Here is a 16517-nt window from a genome sequence, read left to right as displayed (position 1 = left end):
AATCAAGTTCCTTCTAACAACCTGTACTCATTACTGTACTTACCCTTCCCATCATTGATAAATGCAAGAAGTTTCAACTTCAGTTATTCCTCCCCCAATATACAAATTTGCTAAATATTATTTAATAACATCTACATGTTCTATATTCCTTATAGATAGATACGCAATAAATACCCCTATAATAGAAAGCGCTATTGATATTGCAATACTATTACTTAATGAATGACCGCCCCTATCGCCACATACAATAGATACTATTAATATTGAAGATACTATTGTAACAGGTACTGATTTTTTTCTCATTCCAAAATATAGAGGAATCAGTCCCATACCGCTAGATGCTAAAGCATTAATACCAATAGTCATAAAGTTACTCATTATTAATGAGCTGGTTAATTTGTCAGGCGTAAAGTTATAAAACTTATTAACAATACATAAAACAAAATCTATAAAAATATTAGATAAAACTGTAGAAATAAAAGTGAATACTACCACAATAAGTAGTTTAGCTATAATCAACTTTTTTCTACTTATAGGATACATAAACAATACCGTAATTGTATTGCTTTTATATTCTTCAATTATGAACCTAGCAATAAGCACTGAAGCAAATATTATAAAAGTACCTTTTACCATGCCATCAACAAATGAAAAAGTAAAGGGGATGCTAGTAAACTCTACACCGCCTTCATTTTTTGTTGAAAAAATCATTACTGCGAGCAGCGCTATTATAACTATATTTGCGATTATAACCCCTTTTATATTTCGCCATACCTTACTCTTTTTCATTTCTAATTTTATTAATTTAAGAATTTATGTCCCCTCCATTTAACAAGTTTAAGAAGTGTTCTTCTAATGAACTGTTTTTCTTAGTTATTTCTTCAATGATAACATCATTTAAAACTAAGGTTTTAGATATAATGCTTTGTGGTACTGTAGCTTCATATATCCTTATTACACCAATATCCAGAACTTTAAAATTGGATATATTAAGATTGTTTGATAAAATATACGACGCTTTTTTGTAATCTTTAGTAACCAGTTCTATATATTCTGTATTACTTTCTCTGATGCTTTGCATAGAAACTTCTTCTATTAATCTACCACTATTTATAACTCCTATGGTATCCGCTATTTGCTCAATTTCTCCTAAACTATGACTAGATAACAATATAGTTATTCCGTACTCCTTACTCAACATTTTAAATAAATTTCTTAAATCCTTAATGCCTATTGGGTCAAGTCCATTGATAGGTTCGTCTAGTATTAATAATTCTGGCTTGGTTGTGATTGCTCTTGCAATTCCAAGCCTTTGCTTCATACCAAGAGAAAAATCTTTAACTAGTTTATTATCAATATTTTTTAGATTTACAAGATCTATCGCTTTATCAATTGCTCCCTTATCGTGGTAACCCATGTACCCACAGTGAATCTCCAAATTTTCTCTGGCTGTAAGCCTTTCATAAAACACGGGATATTCAATGATAGAACCAAGCCTTTTTAAAACCTCATAAGAAGTATCTGTAAGCTTTTCGCCGAAAATTTCAACTTCACCACTTGTAGGCTTAACTAGATTTGTCATTATCTTCATAATTGTTGTTTTACCTGCACCATTTGGTCCTAGAAATCCATAAATTTCACCCTTTTTAATATTCATATTCACATTTGCTACCACTTCTTTGCCATTATATGTTTTAGTCAAATTACTAGTTTTTAGTATATATTCCATTTTGTCTCCCCCTTCAACCACTTTCTATATTTCTATTGTAGCAATTGAACTTCTCTTTTTTATTACTTAAATCTTACAAAATTCTTAAGTCTTTTCTAAAAAAAAGGTGCCCTATCTTTATAATGGCACTATAGACAGGACACCTCGCTTTTCATGATCATTAATAGGTTATTCTTTTTAATTTAAAAATAAACGACGTTTTCTCATAAGGTTTGCTCTCGAGGATTATCTCTCCCTCTAATTTTTCTACAAGTCTTTTAGTTATTGTAAGACCAAGGCCACTGCCTTGATACAGTTTATTTCTTGAATCCTCAAGGGTGTACATCCTTTCAAAAACCCTATCTTGATGCGTTTCACTAATGCCTTTGCCCTTATCCCAAACCTCTACATATACATACTCCTCATCACTTCTAAGTGTTAATCCTAAAACCCTTCCATCATTTCCATATTTAATGGCATTTGAAATGAAATTATTTATAATTCTATCTAGCGCCTCTTCATTTCCTAGACAATAAATATTGTTTTTTGGGATATCAATAATAACTTCAAATCCTTTGCTTGTTAAAATATCATAAAAAGCTAATATGTTTTTTCTACAAACCTCATTCATATTAATTCTTGTTAGTGGTATATCCGTGTCCCCTGACTCTAGCTTTGCTAAGTCAAAGAACTTATTAATGAGCTTCATCACTTCTTTTGTTTTATTTTCAACCTTTGTTAATAAGAAATTTCTTTCTTCGCTGCTTATATTGCTGTCCAGTTTTATTGTTTCAATATACCCAAGCACCACTGTAAGTGGTGTTTTTAAATCATGAGAGATATTTGAAAGCATTTTCTTCATTGTTATTTCAGCCTTCAAATAATCTGCTAGTATTTTTTGATTATGTTCTAAAACCTTATTAATCTCTATTAAAATGGGTATAATCTCTTTATCGTCAGTAAAGACTAAAAGCTTTTCACTGGTGTTGCTTTTTATAATATTGTTTAACTTTTCATGAATGTACTTTAAATTGTCACTTCTATGTTTTTTGGATTTATGATGAATGTAAATGATACCTAATAAAATAACTATTACTATTAATAAAAAAATAATCATTTTAAAATTCTCCTAATTTGTAGCCTATGCCCCATAAGGTTTTAAGATATTTAGGCTCTGAAGGATTGTCCTCTATTTTCTCTCTTAATCTTCTCATATGCACATTTATAACATTCTCATCTCCAAAATATTCATCATTCCAAACAAAACTGTAGATTTGCGCTTTAGTAAAAACTCTATTTGGATTCGAAATGAATAGTCTTAAAATATCAAATTCTTTTGAAGTCAGCTGTAGATTTACACCCTTTTTAGTAACTGAATAGTTTTTCAAATTAACAGTAAGGTGGTTAACATTAATAATAGTCGCTTCTTCTTTCTTATCGTTTTTAGCATATTGATTGGCACGTCTTATCCCTGCCTTAATTCTTGCACAAAGCTCTATCATTGAAAAAGGCTTTGTGATATAGTCATCAGCACCGAGTCCCAGTCCTACAGCCGTATCTACATCACTGTCCTTTGCTGACATAATTAAAATAGGTATTAAGCTTGTTTCTCTGACAATTTTCATAACTTCCATTCCATCAAGCCTTGGCATCATTATATCAAGAACAATTAAATCAAAGGAATTATTTAAAAACTTACCTACCCCTTCTTCCCCATTGAAAGCAGTAGTTATGTTAAAACCTTCTTTTATTAGGTAATTCTCAACCATTTCACTAATAGCTATATCATCTTCAACAAGTAGAATTCTATTTTCCATAAAAGTGACACCTCTTTTTTTATAAATATTTATAACTTTATTATAACTTAGTTATCAGTGTAAATAAATACCTGTAAATTTACACATTCATTGTTCTCTCTTTCAATAGAAAATACAATGACTAACACCTAATTTGATTATGTAAAATATTTATTTTTCTATAATATATCTTTCAGTAAACTCATTTACATTCATCCCTGTTTCGTCTTCCATCTTTTTATTTAGTTCAACAGTCATTTTTATCATGTTTTCTATATATTTTTTATAATCTTCATTAAGAATAGTCAAATATTCACTAAATTTCGTGTGAAAACGCCCAAATTCTTTAGAATAATCATCGCAAAATGAACCGAATTCGTTCACTTGTTTCTTTTCTTTTTCATCTTCTTTTAACAATAGGTAACTGTCCTTAATCCTTTTTATATACCCTTTAATGTATGCTTTATCATAATTTATTATATTTTCAATGCCAGCCAAATGTCTTCTCTTATCTTCTTCTGAAATACCTTCATTTTCAAGCTTATTTTCAAGTTCCTTAAAATAGTTATTATCCAAAAAAAATTCTTCGGTATTTATTTCATCCAATTCCTCCACAAGTTTTAACCACACTCTTCTTTTTCCCTCGTTATCAATAACAATATTCAAAAATGGTTCAAAGTTCATAATAAGACTTTCACCAAATATTCCTGGGAATATTCTACTAAGAGCATTTGAAATATATTCTTTCTTTTCACCTATGGACAATTCTAATGTTTCCCTAAGCAGCTTTATATGTTCTCCCGCACTATCATAATCAGTTAAATTTTTCTCTATAATATTTAAAATAATTAATCTACTTTTCTCTAAATTTTCAATATCTTTATCTATTCTAGAAAGCGCTTGCGCCATAACTTCAGGAATACTTTTGTTGCCAGAAATCACAGTTTTGATTTGTGCAATGGGAATACCCACTACTCTAAGCGCCCCTATTAAATTAAGCTTTATGACATCTTGACAAGTGTACTCTCTATAGTTATTTTGAATATTTTTTAAAGGCATAATTAACCCTTCACCTTCGTAATACTTTATTGCCCTTTTCGTTAATCCAGTTTTTTCAGCAGCATCTTTTATATTCATGAGTCAACCCTCCCTTATAATAATTCAATTTTAAACCTGACAGTAAGGTACATGTCAATGCTTTTTATAGTATTGTTAAATAATCTAGAGATTTACCCTCATTATTATTAATGTTACAATTATACTAAACAAGGCAAATTTTACTGGAAATTTTCAGATTTTTATTCTATATAATATTAGGCGAAACTAACCATTGATGTTTCACCTTATTTTAGGGGTGTAAAAAATGTATAAGATAATGATAGTTGAAGACGATAAATCACTGTGCACTAATATGAATGAAATGTTGATAAAGTGGGGTTTTGATGCAATGCCTGTGGATAACTTTGATAAGATAACTGCAGAGTTTGCTAGAAAAAATCCTAATTTGGTTATTATGGATGTAAATCTACCTTACTTTGATGGATTTTACTTTTGTAATAAGATTCGCGAAATATCAAATACCTATAATCTTTGTTTCATTTTATTATACTCCCATTTTTAAAACAAATAAAAGTAGGGAGTCATTCATCCTGTAAGCACTTTACAGCTTCTTGACCCCCTACTTCTATTTAGTTAGTTTGCTTTTTTTCAAGCTGTCCATGGGTGTTTCTAGTTCTGTTGTTCCACCAACTCCAGCACCTTAGTATAAAGTAACTCTACTGAATTCTGGACCATTTGCATACATTCTTTGTGTCATTTCAATACTTACTATTCCGTCTAATCCATTTAATACTTTATCAGTTTTCAAATTAAACTTTATTGAAGCCCCTGGATTTATAAGTTTTTGCTCTGACCCATCAAATGAAAGGACATAGTATCCATTTTCTTCTTTAACTGCTGGTGCTGGATATTCTCCTCCAGTAATTTTAACTCCATTAGTTTTTATATATAATTTAGTATGCTTTAAAGTTTTTGCAGCTGTTTCTGTAAGTTGTATAGTTTGGCCGCTTGTTTCTATTTTACAATCATTTTTTAAATCAATAGATAAAGCGCCTCCATTTCCCCATGCTGGTTTGCTTGAAGTAACTGAAGCTTTTGCATATACTTTCGGTTGAACTATTTTATAAGTAGGTAATTCATCTTTCCCAAATAAACCTTCTTTAGTTGCTTTTGTTAACTCATCTCTCTTAGTTGAATCTGTTTGCTTATCTTGAGATGCCATCCATGCAATCATCCCACCTAAGTTATTATCCTTAACATACTTAGTTTTTTCTGCAATTGATCTTGGGTTATCATAAGTGAAGAACGCTCCTGTCTTTTCATTGTACATGTATGGTGCTTTTGCAGTATCATCCCAATATTCTTTTATTCCTGGATATTTAACTTTTAACTCATCTTGATTTCTCCATCCCCAAACTCCACTGTTACGACCACCGTCTCCTGATTTTACCGGAGCATAATTGGTAGCGCCATAAGAAAGCGTTCCATCTGAATCTTTGTTTATTTGAGTTGCTTTTCCAAATAAACCTGGAAGATTTTTATCTGGTACATCATTTGAAACTTTTTCCCAGCCTCTAGTGTAATATGCAGCACCTATAACTAATTTTTCTGATGGTGCTCCAAGTTCAATATATTTCTTAATACTTGAATCAACTGTGAATCCTTTTCCTGCAAACGGATCATTAGGATTATCATAAAGAGCAGTTTGATGACCACTTGTATCTGACCATGCACCTGCTGCATCATAAGTCATAATGTTGCCAAAATCTAATATTTTAAACATTTCGTTAACATTAATACCAACATTAGTTTTTTCATGCGCCATTGGTAACGCTGCAGACATCTCATATTTCTTATCTAATATTTTTTCCTTTGCATCTAATGCTACTCTGAATTCTTTAAGCATCGTTATATAATTTTCTTTATCTGCCGGAATTGAATCGGGATTACCCATATCATTTTTGTTATCAACCTTGTCTGCCGCTCTAACTTCGCCTGGATATTCCCAATCAAAATCTACGAAATCTAAATTAGCATACTCCATAAAATCTAATACATTTTTAATAAACTTAGCTCTAGTTTGTGGATTCCTAGCTACCCATGTAAAATTATTTGATTTAGACCATCCACCTAAAGATGTACCAATTTTTAAATTCGGATTTTTCTCTCTTAAAGATTGGTATTCATTTATGATACCACCATTAATATCTCCATACGTAACACCTGCATTTCCTAGCGGATGTCCAATATTAGCGTCCTTATCACAAAATACCAATTCACCATCTTTAGTAAAGTCCATGAATGCAAGATTCAAATGTGTTAGTTTATCTACCGGTATATCTTTAGGAAAAAAGTTTCCTTCTCCTCCCCAAATTGACCAATCTCCATAATACATAACATTACGAAGTTTAGAAGTAGATGCTTTTTGCTCGACCTCCTGTGGTGGTGCTGCTAAATTATTAACTGTAGCTGCTGGTACAACACTTGTCATTGTTAACGTGGCAATTGCAGCTAATGCTATTACTGATTTGATATTTTTTAATAATTTCTCTTTTGACATAATTTTTCTCCCCCTTAATAAATTTAACTTTTTCATTTAATTACATATCTTTTACTACTATAACTAAGTCATATATATCAATGATATTCTCACTATTTGAATTACTTTACAGTGATAAATCAACAATAACTTTGTAATGTGACACACTCGTTGGTAATGTTCCAGCAGGTGTCCACCACGAAATATTTTCATAAATCTTACCTTCATATACTACTTCTTGTCCATTTGTATATAAAGTTCCGGCATCCCAAATAGCTGCATTTGAATGAACTTTAGGAATAACATATATTTTTGCATCTTTTTTATCTACCATTCCAGCCTTATCTGTAATACTATATTTTACTGTATAAGTTCCAACCTTTTTTGTATCAACTTCACCTGATACAGCTATACTACTAGTTATATCTCCATCTTCTACATCATTTGCAGAAATACCATTCATAATATTAAAAGATGACCCTTCTACTATAGCTTGATCTTTAACACCTTTAAGTGAAGGAAGATGATTACCATTAACCGGTTGACTAGCAGGAATCTTCCCATTAATCTTTATATTTCTGACTCCCGCGAAACATAACTTCATCTTAGCCTTAACTGATGCTGTTCCACCATTTGGAATATCAGTCCAACCAGATGTTTTTAAGTTTACTCTATAGAAATCGCCAACTTCTGTAACAGTTCCAGCTCCTCCTTCCGCTCCAACGTATAAAGCAGATTTAGGTATATCAAATTGAATCTCCCATCCCTTAGGAATCGTTGCTCCAGTATTGTTAGTTACTGTGAATACGGTTTCTCCATTTGGATGATCATATTTAGTAATAGTATCAACTTTAACATCGATTGCTTGAGCATCTCCAATATCTTCTTTTGTTTCTTTACAATTTCCCATTTTATCTAATCGACTTTTCAGATTTTTAGTTAATGTATCCCCGAAAGTATATTTACCTTCGTTTGTCTTATCTGAACCTTTAACATAGTTAGGATTAACACCATAGTCACCATTCATAACCCAGATTAAAGCCCCACCTAAGTTTTTATCTTCAATGTACTTAACTCTTTCATCTATTGATTGTTCGTTTTCGAAAGATAAAAATACTTTTTTATCTCCTTGCCACACATATGGCACCTTACCAACATCGTCCCAGTGAATTTTCAAGTTAGGATCTTTTTCCATAAGGTTTAATACATGCCATAATGGATTAGTGCCAGCGGGGTCCGGAGTTCCCTCTTTATTATCATCATCTCCCCAAAGGTTGTACTTTCCTGCGGCAGGTGTTTTACTTTTACCATGTAAACCTGAACCATTCCCACCTTGTACGTTTTCCCAACCTCTTGTATAGTATGGAATTCCCATTAAAATCTTTTCTGGAGGAAGCACCCCTCTATAGAACTTGTATGCCCAATCCATATTAAGAGTCGGCATCGCCATTCCAGTAGTTTCATTATCAGCTGCATCTGGGTAGATATTTGCTAAGTTTTCAACATATTCATTCCATCCACCATGAAAATCATATGACATTATACTTAGAAAATCTAAATAACTTGCATATCTATTATCTGAAACTCCACCAAGCACCCAAGATGAAGCGGTAACTGCTGCAGTTAATAAATATTTTTCATTGTCTGCTTTTGAAGCTGCATCTAATTTTTCTCTTAACGTTTTCATTAAAACGTTGTATCTTTCATTTAATACAGCTCTTCTTGGTTCTGATAAATCTGCATCCGCAGGATTCCCAGATGTAGCTACTGATGATGGATATTCGAAATCAATATCCACGCCATCAAACCCATATTTTCTAATAAAGTCAACACAAGAATCAGCAAATGTGTTAATCCCAGAATCTGTATCTATCATTTTATAAAAACCTCTAGTTCCTGTCCATCCACCTACAGATATTAATAAATCTACATCTGGATATTGTTTTTTCATTTGTTGTAATACATTAAAGTGACCTTTATATGGTAGATTTGGATCCAACTTTACCTCCTTCCCATTATGCTCTAATTTATGATCTGCGAAATCCTCTTCTATAGCTGCTTTTTTATCTCCAAATCCAATTTTATGGTCTTCTCCAACCATTGCAAATGAATATTGGATATGTGTTAAAGAATCCCATTGTAAATCAGCTACATCGAAATTACCTTGAACTTCACTTTTGTAAGCCCATTCTGGAAAATATCCAACAACCTTTCTTTCTAAGTCTTTCCTCTTTTCATCGCTTGTAACTGCCTTCGCCGGTGTTGCAAATGTACTAACTGCAAAAACAGATACCATAATTGCTGCCATTGCCTTTTTAAATTTGATTACTTTCACTTATTACGCCTCCTTATTTTTTATAAAATTTACACTACATAAAAGTTATTGATTTACAGTTTTATTTAAATAAACTGGGTTTTTATAATATTGTTGCGCTTTTGTAATCCACCAATAATCTTCAGTAGGTGGTGATCCAACTGCATCAGTACTAGAATTAACACCAGCACCAAACAACATTGATACTACTCCCGCATCTCTAGCTTCACCCATATGACTTCCCCAAGTAATAGTGTCACCTTGCCTCTTTATATCAGGATCATTAGCCCCATTTGAAGCAAAATAATCTACTCTATCAGAATTTCCAGCTTTAAATGTATCTCCAAAGAAGAATGATGGTGCTGAATCTTCACCTGTCGTATCCTTGTTAGTTAAAGTTTCAAATGGTTTGCCGGTATATGGACTGTTTTCAACAGTTCCATTAATATGTCCCACAGGAATCTGCCATAATATAACCGGCTTTTTTGTAGTTTCATGAAGGGTTTTTGTATATAACAGGTAATTATTCCAAAGGTCTGCATTCCAAAACCATTTAGAAGATTTTGGATTTACAGCTGCTCCTGTTTCGCAAACACCTCCATCTAATCCATACTTATCTATAGAAATAAATTCTGCATCATAGCTTGTAATTCCAGCTGCTAAATAATATTCAGCAGTCTCTTTCGCCACTGCTTCAATTTGTTGTCTTCCCGCTGCCCATCCATCTCTTTCAGTTAAATGCATTAAGCCTTGTCCTGGTATTTCTCCGTTTTCATAAGCCCATGTATTAAATTGCCATCCATTATATGCTTTAGGATAATATTTATTAACAGTATAGTTTATAGAAGTAACAAGGCCTTCCACCGTATTATTAAACTCTGGGTCTACACCCTTTTGTAGCACACCCGATGAATAAGCGGCTTCAACTAAAGCTGATATTTCATTTGGTTTTTTCTTAGATTGTTGCATCATATATCCTAAGAAATCTGGTTCAAATACCATTCCTATAGTTTCGCCTTGTCCATATTCAACACATATATCCAAAAAGAATTTTAAATTTTTGAAATAAGCTTCCATATATTCCTTACTATTGATATGGGCTAAATCTAATTCATAGTTTTCTCCGCTATCGGGAATATTATAGTAAACAAAGAATGGAATTATTCCAAGCTTTAAACTTTCTTTAATATAATTCTTAGCCCTATCTCCATCAACAGTTGTCCACTCCCTCCACCCATTAGCTAGAGGTCCCCCATTTATATATATATATCTAACATCCATTCTCTTATTTGTATTATCTATATCTATATCTTTCCAAAAATCTAAATCTCCTTTTTTATCCTCTGAGACTTGTCCTAAAGATAAATACTTAGGCATACCTGGTAAGTCACCATTAGCCTCTTTAATTTTTACTCCTATGTATCTAGTTTCATTTGTGCTTGCTTCATGGATTTGAAGTCCACTTCTTCCAGCCGCAAGTCCTTCTAATGTTAAATTACCATCATTGTCTATAGTCGCTTTAAGTACTGATGAATTACTTATTTTCACGCTATATTGTGGCTCCTTTGTATTATTATTAACTACTTTATATTTATTTGTACCCTGTGTAATTACTGCTTGAAGCGCTTGAGAATCTCCATCAATGCCCTCAATTAGTATTTTACTTTCATTCGCTGTTCCAACGGAAACTTCAATTACATTACTTTTTGATTTCCCAAAACTATTAATTAATTCGACATAATAAAAATATGTTGCAGGAATTGTTCTTCCTTTAATACTAATCGCTTTAGATTGTGCTGCTGGTGTGTTATCAGTTAAATCCCCCTCGTCAACCACCTTAAATTCACTTAATCCTCCTATCTTTTCATAAAGTTTGTAGCTTGTCCCATTATTTCCATGCCACATACTTAATGTAATATTGTAATTACCATCTAAATCACCTGACCATTGATCATGAGATAATGATGCTACCCCTGGTGCATCTGCTGCTGACGCAAAAGTAATTTTTGCTGGAATCATAGTAATAAAAAACAACATTACTATAATTACTGATAGGCATGAGTTTTTATTAATTCCTCTTTTCATTTTTTTCTCCCTTATATATGTATTTATTACCATTATTATGTCATGATAGCAGGTCAGGTTTCAACCAAAATCGCTCCCTGTTTTTAGACATTTTTCATTATTTCCCATTTTCTTTTAGGATTTAATACTTAAAACGATGTTTTTTTTGAATTAATGGTCAATAATGGTTTAAACATGGAGTATAGTGGAGCAAATCTTTTGAAAAATTTACATTAGCTCTATTATCCTGCCAGGAGCAGTTTTCCCACTAGGTTTTAACTTTTATTTTAAAAAAATTAAAAGTAGAGTATCATTCTCCTGTAAACACCTTACAGATTCCTGACACCTACTTCTAACTTTAGTTATTTATTAGTTATTTTAATAACCCTTTAACAAGACTTACTTCTACCCTTAACGTTCCTCTTAAATGTATAATAGGTTGCAACAAAATAGCATATATAGATAATTAAAATTATCGCCAATGATATACCTATATTAAATACAAATACACTATCCCCTACATAAAGGCTTATTACTTTACTGCCTATGTTTGCAACATTATACATAAATATTACAAACCCTATTACGGCTACTGATATTGGCATAATAAAGTACAATGCTATTTGTTTTAATATTATCTTATTGATTTCATTATTGTCTATTCCTAATTTCTTTAGTGTTTTAAATCTTTCTTTATGCTCAATAGAGTCTGATAACTGCTGCAGTGCAAGAACTGTTAAACTAATCATTAATAAAACTGTTCCTAAATACATTCCTAGTATTCTCATTGCTAGTGTAGCATTTAATATCTCACTAACTTCAGCTACTTTTACTCTAGTAAAAATCGGATAAAAAGCTCGACTATTATCTTTGTTATATTCACTTAGTACCTTACTATAGTTTTCCTTAAACCATTGTGGTACATACTGTTTTTCTAAGCTTAATGCCTTATCATAACTAATCTTCTCTTTTGTATTTGCGAAAAAATCAGTGCCCGCTAAATTTAATTCTTTACACCATTCATCAGGCAGTACTACCAGAGCATTTGTATTGCCGTTATATATACCTTCTCCAATAGACTCTTTATAGTATGAATTTGAGCTAATCTTCAAGTTATTACCATCTATAGTAATAGTAGAATTTTCTTTTATATAATTTCCAATATCAGTATCTTCTATCAGTTTCGCCCATTGCATGGTAAACTCATTATTATTTAATGTTACTTTCTCATATCCCATCATTTTCCTTAGCTTATTATAATCACTTAAGCTAATCGCTAACATAGGCGTTTTTCCTTTATCTCTCACCTTGAAATCATCAATATTCAAGAAATATTTCTCTGCCTGACAGTAATCATCTATATTATAGCCATCATTATTTAGATGCTCTATTATTTTCTTATAATTCATTTTAGGTAAATCACTTATTTTAGCTATATCACTTGTATCTGTAATCATAGAATAATCATTGTTTATGAAAATATCATAAGGGACTCTATAATCTAGAAATCCTAAAGTCCATTGTGACATCAGTAAAGTTAGTGTAAAGCTTAATGCAGCTCCTAAAAATGTTATTGAAATTGTGGCCATTAAAATAGGTGCTGTTTTTATTTTTGAAACTATAGCCCCTATTAAAAATAAGTTTGTATATTCATATTTAAAATTTATCCACTTATCCTTAACAGCAATAATTATATAAGCTAATGAATAAAACAATGCATACGTTCCTATAATATACCCTATTAATGCTATTGATATATAAATTGCTTTATCACCTTTTGTAACTGTAGTTTTTAAAATCTCATAAGAACAATATCCACAAACACTATATAGTACTATTGCTACAATAAATATACTTACATATACTATCTTACTTCTTTTAAACTGAAACTCTGTTTTCTTTTGTGCATTTATCATATCAATAATCTTAACTTTCCCCAAAGCTTTCATATTAAAAAATCCAATAATACAAAACATAGCTATAAAAAATATGAATGTTATAATTACAGTATCCATATATAATTTAAAAGAGAAAATTATATCTTGCTTCGCAGTCATGAGAACTACTGCAGTAACTACTTGTGAAAATAATGTACCTATAAAAACCCCTAATACAATCGAACCAATTCCAATTATTAGCATTTCTATAAAAAACATTAATGCGACGCTTTTCTGCTCAGTTCCAAGCAATATATATGTAGCAAATTCCTTCTGCCGTCTTTTTATCATATATTTGTTTACATATCCTATAAGTAGTACTAATAAAGCTGTAACTATATATGTGGAATATTTCAATATTTGCTTTAACAGTTCAAAATTAAGAGAATCCTCTGTTATTAATTCATAGCTTGAGCTTGACATTGATGTAAATGCATAGAATAAGCTTACACATAATGTTATTGTAATAAAGTAAATTAAATAATCCTTAATAGACCGTTTTGCATTATTAATTGCTAGCCTAACGTACATCTCTTATGTCACCTCCTAGTAGTGCAACCACATCTAAGATTTGATTTAAAAATTGCTTACGTGTATTTTCTCCCTTAACGAGTTCCGTAAAAATTTTACCGTCTTTAATAAATAGAATCCTCTCGCAATAGCTCGCTGTAAATGAATCATGCGTTACCATTAAAATAGTTGCTCCTAATTCCTTATTTAAATGAGAAATCATTTCTATTAGCATCTGAGCAGCTCTTGAATCTAATGCTCCTGTTGGTTCGTCTGCTAAAATAAGTTTAGGATTTGTTATCAAAGCTCTTGCACATGCAGAGCGTTGCTTTTGGCCTCCCGATACTTCATATGGGTACTTTAAAAGTATATCTTCTATACCTAATTCTCTAGCAACTTTACTTACTTTTCCATCTATTTCATTCTTTTTACATCTATTAATTGTTAATGCTAAAGCTATGTTCTCATGAATAGTCAAAGTATCTAATAAGTTGAAATCCTGAAATATAAACCCTAGATTCTCTCTCCTAAACTTTGCAATATCCTTCTTACTTATCTCTGTTAAATCCTTATTATCTATATATATGAATCCTGAACTAACTTCATCAATAGTTGCTATAATGTTTAATAGTGTGGTTTTTCCAGACCCAGAAGGTCCCATAACCCCAACAAACTCTTCTCTAAAAACATCAAAACTTACATCATCAATAGCCTTTACTACATTACCCTTGTTACCATAATACTTTTCAACATTTTTCAAACTTAATATCTTATCCATTACTATCACCTCAATATTATTGTACATTATTTCCACTACATCTAATTCGATTTAACCTTACTTTTATGTTACAACTTTGTCACCAAAAAAATTCCTACACCTTATGGCGTAGGAGTAAATTTGAGTTACTAAAACTTCCCTTTGGGAAAGCAATTATTACCCTGGTATATAAATTTTCATTTGATTCTAGTGTTATTACTAAACCTAACTTGTCACATAACTTTTTACAAATATATAATCCTATACCTGTAGATTTGTTATTCAGCCTACCTTTGATTCCTGTGAATCCTTTTTCAAACACACGATTAATTTCATTAGATGGTATCCCTATACCGTTGTCTTCAATGCTTAACTGAACACCATTTTTAATATCTTCTGCATATATTTTAACCTTTGGAAAATCCTTTGTCCTATACTTTACTGAATTAACTATTATTTGATTTAATATAAACTCTAACCATTTATTATCACAATAAATGCTTTTATCTAGGCTTATTAGCTCAATATCTATACCGCTAGAAATGAATATCTGTTTATTTCTTATTAAAACATGGCTTACACATTGCTCTAGAGAAATCTCTTTTATAAGATAATCCTTTTCAACTTCTTCACTTCTAGCGTAAAATAAAGCCTGTTCAACAAATCTATCTATATTCTCTAATTCTTCTAAAACTACTCTAGAAGTATTAGTCTTATTATTTTCTTCTATTAACTTGATCGATGATATTGGTGTCTTTACTTCATGAATCCACTGCTCGATATACTCTTTATAATCTTTACGTTGGACTTTACTCTTATATATTTCTTCACGCATAGATTTACTAGCCTTTTTCATCAGAATATAGTATGGAACTGAATCACTATATGGTGGTACCTCTATCACTTCACTAATAAGATACCTCTTATCCAATCTATTAACAGTATTTAGGATATTATTAAAATATAATTTTCTTTTCCTATACTCATATGTAAAAAATGTTATAGTCACTGTAATCCAAATTACTACTATAACTTTTATGGTATCAAAAGTATTTCCTACACTAAAGAGAAATATGACTAAGGTACCAAGTGATATAATATTTAGTAGTATCACATTAATTATTCCTTTAAAATAATCACTTAAACTCATATTATATAACCTTGTCCTCTTTTAGTTTTTATAAAATCCTTAACTCCAATATCTTCAAATTTATTTCTTATTCTAGTAATGTTTACAGTAAGAGTATTATCATTTACAAATAATGAACTATCCCATAAATACTCCATAATATCTACTCTAGATACTATCGTGCCTCTGTTATTTAATAAGTAATGAAGTATTTTCAGCTCATTTTTAGTAAGATCAACTTTATTACCATTGTGCTCTATGGTGCTAGATAATATATTTAACCTTATGCCATTATACTCAACCACATCCATTGTTTTTTCATTAGGGTAGGCTCTTTTTAAAAGTGAATTTATCCTAGCTAATAAAATTTGAGTATTATATGGTTTTGTAATAAAATCATCTCCACCTAATGTTATACTCATAAGCTCGTCAATATTAGTATTTCTACTTGTAACAAATATAATTGGTACTGTTGAAAAACTACGTATTTCTGTACATATCTTAAACCCATCATCATAAGGCAAATAAATATCTAACAAAATTAGATGAGGATCGCTCTCCTTAACCAATTTAGGAATATTATTAAATTCATTAGCTTTTATAACAGAATATCCATTGCATATCAAAAGACTTGCTATTTCATTTTTCAATTGTTCATTATCCTCAATTATCATTATGTTAAACATCTATTACCCTCTATTCTT

13 protein-coding genes are annotated in these 16517 nt (G+C 31.0%); 1 reads left to right on the top strand and 12 read right to left on the bottom strand.

The window, feature by feature from the left end:
- Positions 1-117: 117 nt before the first annotated feature.
- The 5 genes from ACWJKP_RS01340 to ACWJKP_RS01320 form a co-directional block, all read right to left on the bottom strand.
- Complete coding sequence (locus tag ACWJKP_RS01340; protein WP_462961671.1) at positions 118-801, bottom strand: ABC transporter permease; 684 nt, start codon at positions 799-801, stop codon at positions 118-120.
- Positions 802-805: 4 nt separating this feature from the next.
- Positions 806-1729, bottom strand: a complete 924-nt coding sequence (locus ACWJKP_RS01335; protein WP_165412390.1) for an ABC transporter ATP-binding protein — start codon at positions 1727-1729, stop codon at positions 806-808.
- 160 nt (positions 1730-1889) lie between these two features.
- On the bottom strand, positions 1890-2825 hold the full coding sequence (locus tag ACWJKP_RS01330; protein ID WP_165412391.1) for a sensor histidine kinase: 936 nt from the start codon (positions 2823-2825) through the stop codon (positions 1890-1892).
- 1 nt (position 2826) lies between these two features.
- The gene (locus ACWJKP_RS01325) at positions 2827-3525 is read right to left on the bottom strand and encodes a response regulator transcription factor (protein WP_165412392.1); all 699 of its coding nucleotides are present in this window, start codon (positions 3523-3525) and stop codon (positions 2827-2829) included.
- 150 nt (positions 3526-3675) lie between these two features.
- Entirely contained in the window at positions 3676-4641 is a 966-nt protein-coding gene (locus tag ACWJKP_RS01320) for a MerR family transcriptional regulator (protein ID WP_165412393.1), read from the bottom strand.
- 226 nt (positions 4642-4867) lie between these two features.
- On the opposite strand from ACWJKP_RS01320, the gene ACWJKP_RS01315 reads away from it, so the two are divergent.
- Entirely contained in the window at positions 4868-5125 is a 258-nt protein-coding gene (locus ACWJKP_RS01315) for a response regulator (RefSeq protein WP_165412394.1), read from the top strand.
- A gap of 138 nt (positions 5126-5263) precedes the next feature.
- Here the strand turns inward: ACWJKP_RS01315 and ACWJKP_RS01310 are convergent, their stop codons facing one another.
- The 7 genes from ACWJKP_RS01310 to ACWJKP_RS01280 form a co-directional block, all read right to left on the bottom strand.
- The gene (locus ACWJKP_RS01310) at positions 5264-7123 is read right to left on the bottom strand and encodes a glycosyl hydrolase family 18 protein (protein WP_165412395.1); all 1860 of its coding nucleotides are present in this window, start codon (positions 7121-7123) and stop codon (positions 5264-5266) included.
- Between the two features lie 106 nt (positions 7124-7229).
- Positions 7230-9437 carry a glycosyl hydrolase family 18 protein gene (locus ACWJKP_RS01305; RefSeq protein WP_165412396.1) on the bottom strand — a complete coding sequence of 736 codons (2208 nt, stop codon included), beginning with the start codon at positions 9435-9437 and terminating at the stop codon, positions 7230-7232.
- 45 nt (positions 9438-9482) lie between these two features.
- Positions 9483-11501, bottom strand: a complete 2019-nt coding sequence (locus ACWJKP_RS01300) for a hypothetical protein (RefSeq protein ID WP_165412397.1) — start codon at positions 11499-11501, stop codon at positions 9483-9485.
- A gap of 368 nt (positions 11502-11869) precedes the next feature.
- Positions 11870-13948: an FtsX-like permease family protein gene (locus ACWJKP_RS01295; protein ID WP_462961378.1), complete on the bottom strand. Its 2079-nt coding sequence runs from the start codon at positions 13946-13948 to the stop codon at positions 11870-11872.
- The gene (locus ACWJKP_RS01290) at positions 13938-14705 is read right to left on the bottom strand and encodes an ABC transporter ATP-binding protein (RefSeq protein ID WP_165412399.1); all 768 of its coding nucleotides are present in this window, start codon (positions 14703-14705) and stop codon (positions 13938-13940) included. The genes ACWJKP_RS01295 and ACWJKP_RS01290 overlap by 11 nt, the downstream gene beginning before the upstream one ends.
- Before the next feature lie 94 nt (positions 14706-14799).
- The gene (locus ACWJKP_RS01285) at positions 14800-15834 is read right to left on the bottom strand and encodes a sensor histidine kinase (protein ID WP_165412400.1); all 1035 of its coding nucleotides are present in this window, start codon (positions 15832-15834) and stop codon (positions 14800-14802) included.
- Positions 15831-16499, bottom strand: a complete 669-nt coding sequence (locus ACWJKP_RS01280) for a response regulator transcription factor (protein WP_165412401.1) — start codon at positions 16497-16499, stop codon at positions 15831-15833. Before ACWJKP_RS01280 ends, ACWJKP_RS01285 begins: the two co-directional genes overlap by 4 nt.
- Positions 16500-16517: the final 18 nt, after the last annotated feature.

The organism is Clostridium sp. CM037, from assembly GCF_055081095.1.
The sequence above is the reverse complement of the archived record's forward strand: the minus strand, read 5'-3'. Positions and strand labels throughout refer to the sequence as shown.

Excerpts from the sequence above, each read along its gene's own strand:
- ACWJKP_RS01335 (WP_165412390.1), bottom strand. The coding sequence starts at position 1,729 with ATGGAATATATACTAAAAACTAGTAATTTGACTAAAACATATAATGGC.
- ACWJKP_RS01330 (WP_165412391.1), bottom strand. The coding sequence starts at position 2,825 with ATGATTATTTTTTTATTAATAGTAATAGTTATTTTATTAGGTATCATT.
- ACWJKP_RS01325 (WP_165412392.1), bottom strand. The coding sequence starts at position 3,525 with ATGGAAAATAGAATTCTACTTGTTGAAGATGATATAGCTATTAGTGAA.
- ACWJKP_RS01320 (WP_165412393.1), bottom strand. The coding sequence starts at position 4,641 with ATGAATATAAAAGATGCTGCTGAAAAAACTGGATTAACGAAAAGGGCA.
- ACWJKP_RS01315 (WP_165412394.1), top strand. The coding sequence starts at position 4,868 with ATGTATAAGATAATGATAGTTGAAGACGATAAATCACTGTGCACTAAT.
- ACWJKP_RS01310 (WP_165412395.1), bottom strand. The coding sequence starts at position 7,123 with ATGTCAAAAGAGAAATTATTAAAAAATATCAAATCAGTAATAGCATTA.
- ACWJKP_RS01300 (WP_165412397.1), bottom strand. The coding sequence starts at position 11,501 with ATGAAAAGAGGAATTAATAAAAACTCATGCCTATCAGTAATTATAGTA.
- ACWJKP_RS01295 (WP_462961378.1), bottom strand. The coding sequence starts at position 13,948 with ATGTACGTTAGGCTAGCAATTAATAATGCAAAACGGTCTATTAAGGAT.
- ACWJKP_RS01290 (WP_165412399.1), bottom strand. The coding sequence starts at position 14,705 with ATGGATAAGATATTAAGTTTGAAAAATGTTGAAAAGTATTATGGTAAC.
- ACWJKP_RS01285 (WP_165412400.1), bottom strand. The coding sequence starts at position 15,834 with ATGAGTTTAAGTGATTATTTTAAAGGAATAATTAATGTGATACTACTA.
- ACWJKP_RS01280 (WP_165412401.1), bottom strand. The coding sequence starts at position 16,499 with ATGTTTAACATAATGATAATTGAGGATAATGAACAATTGAAAAATGAA.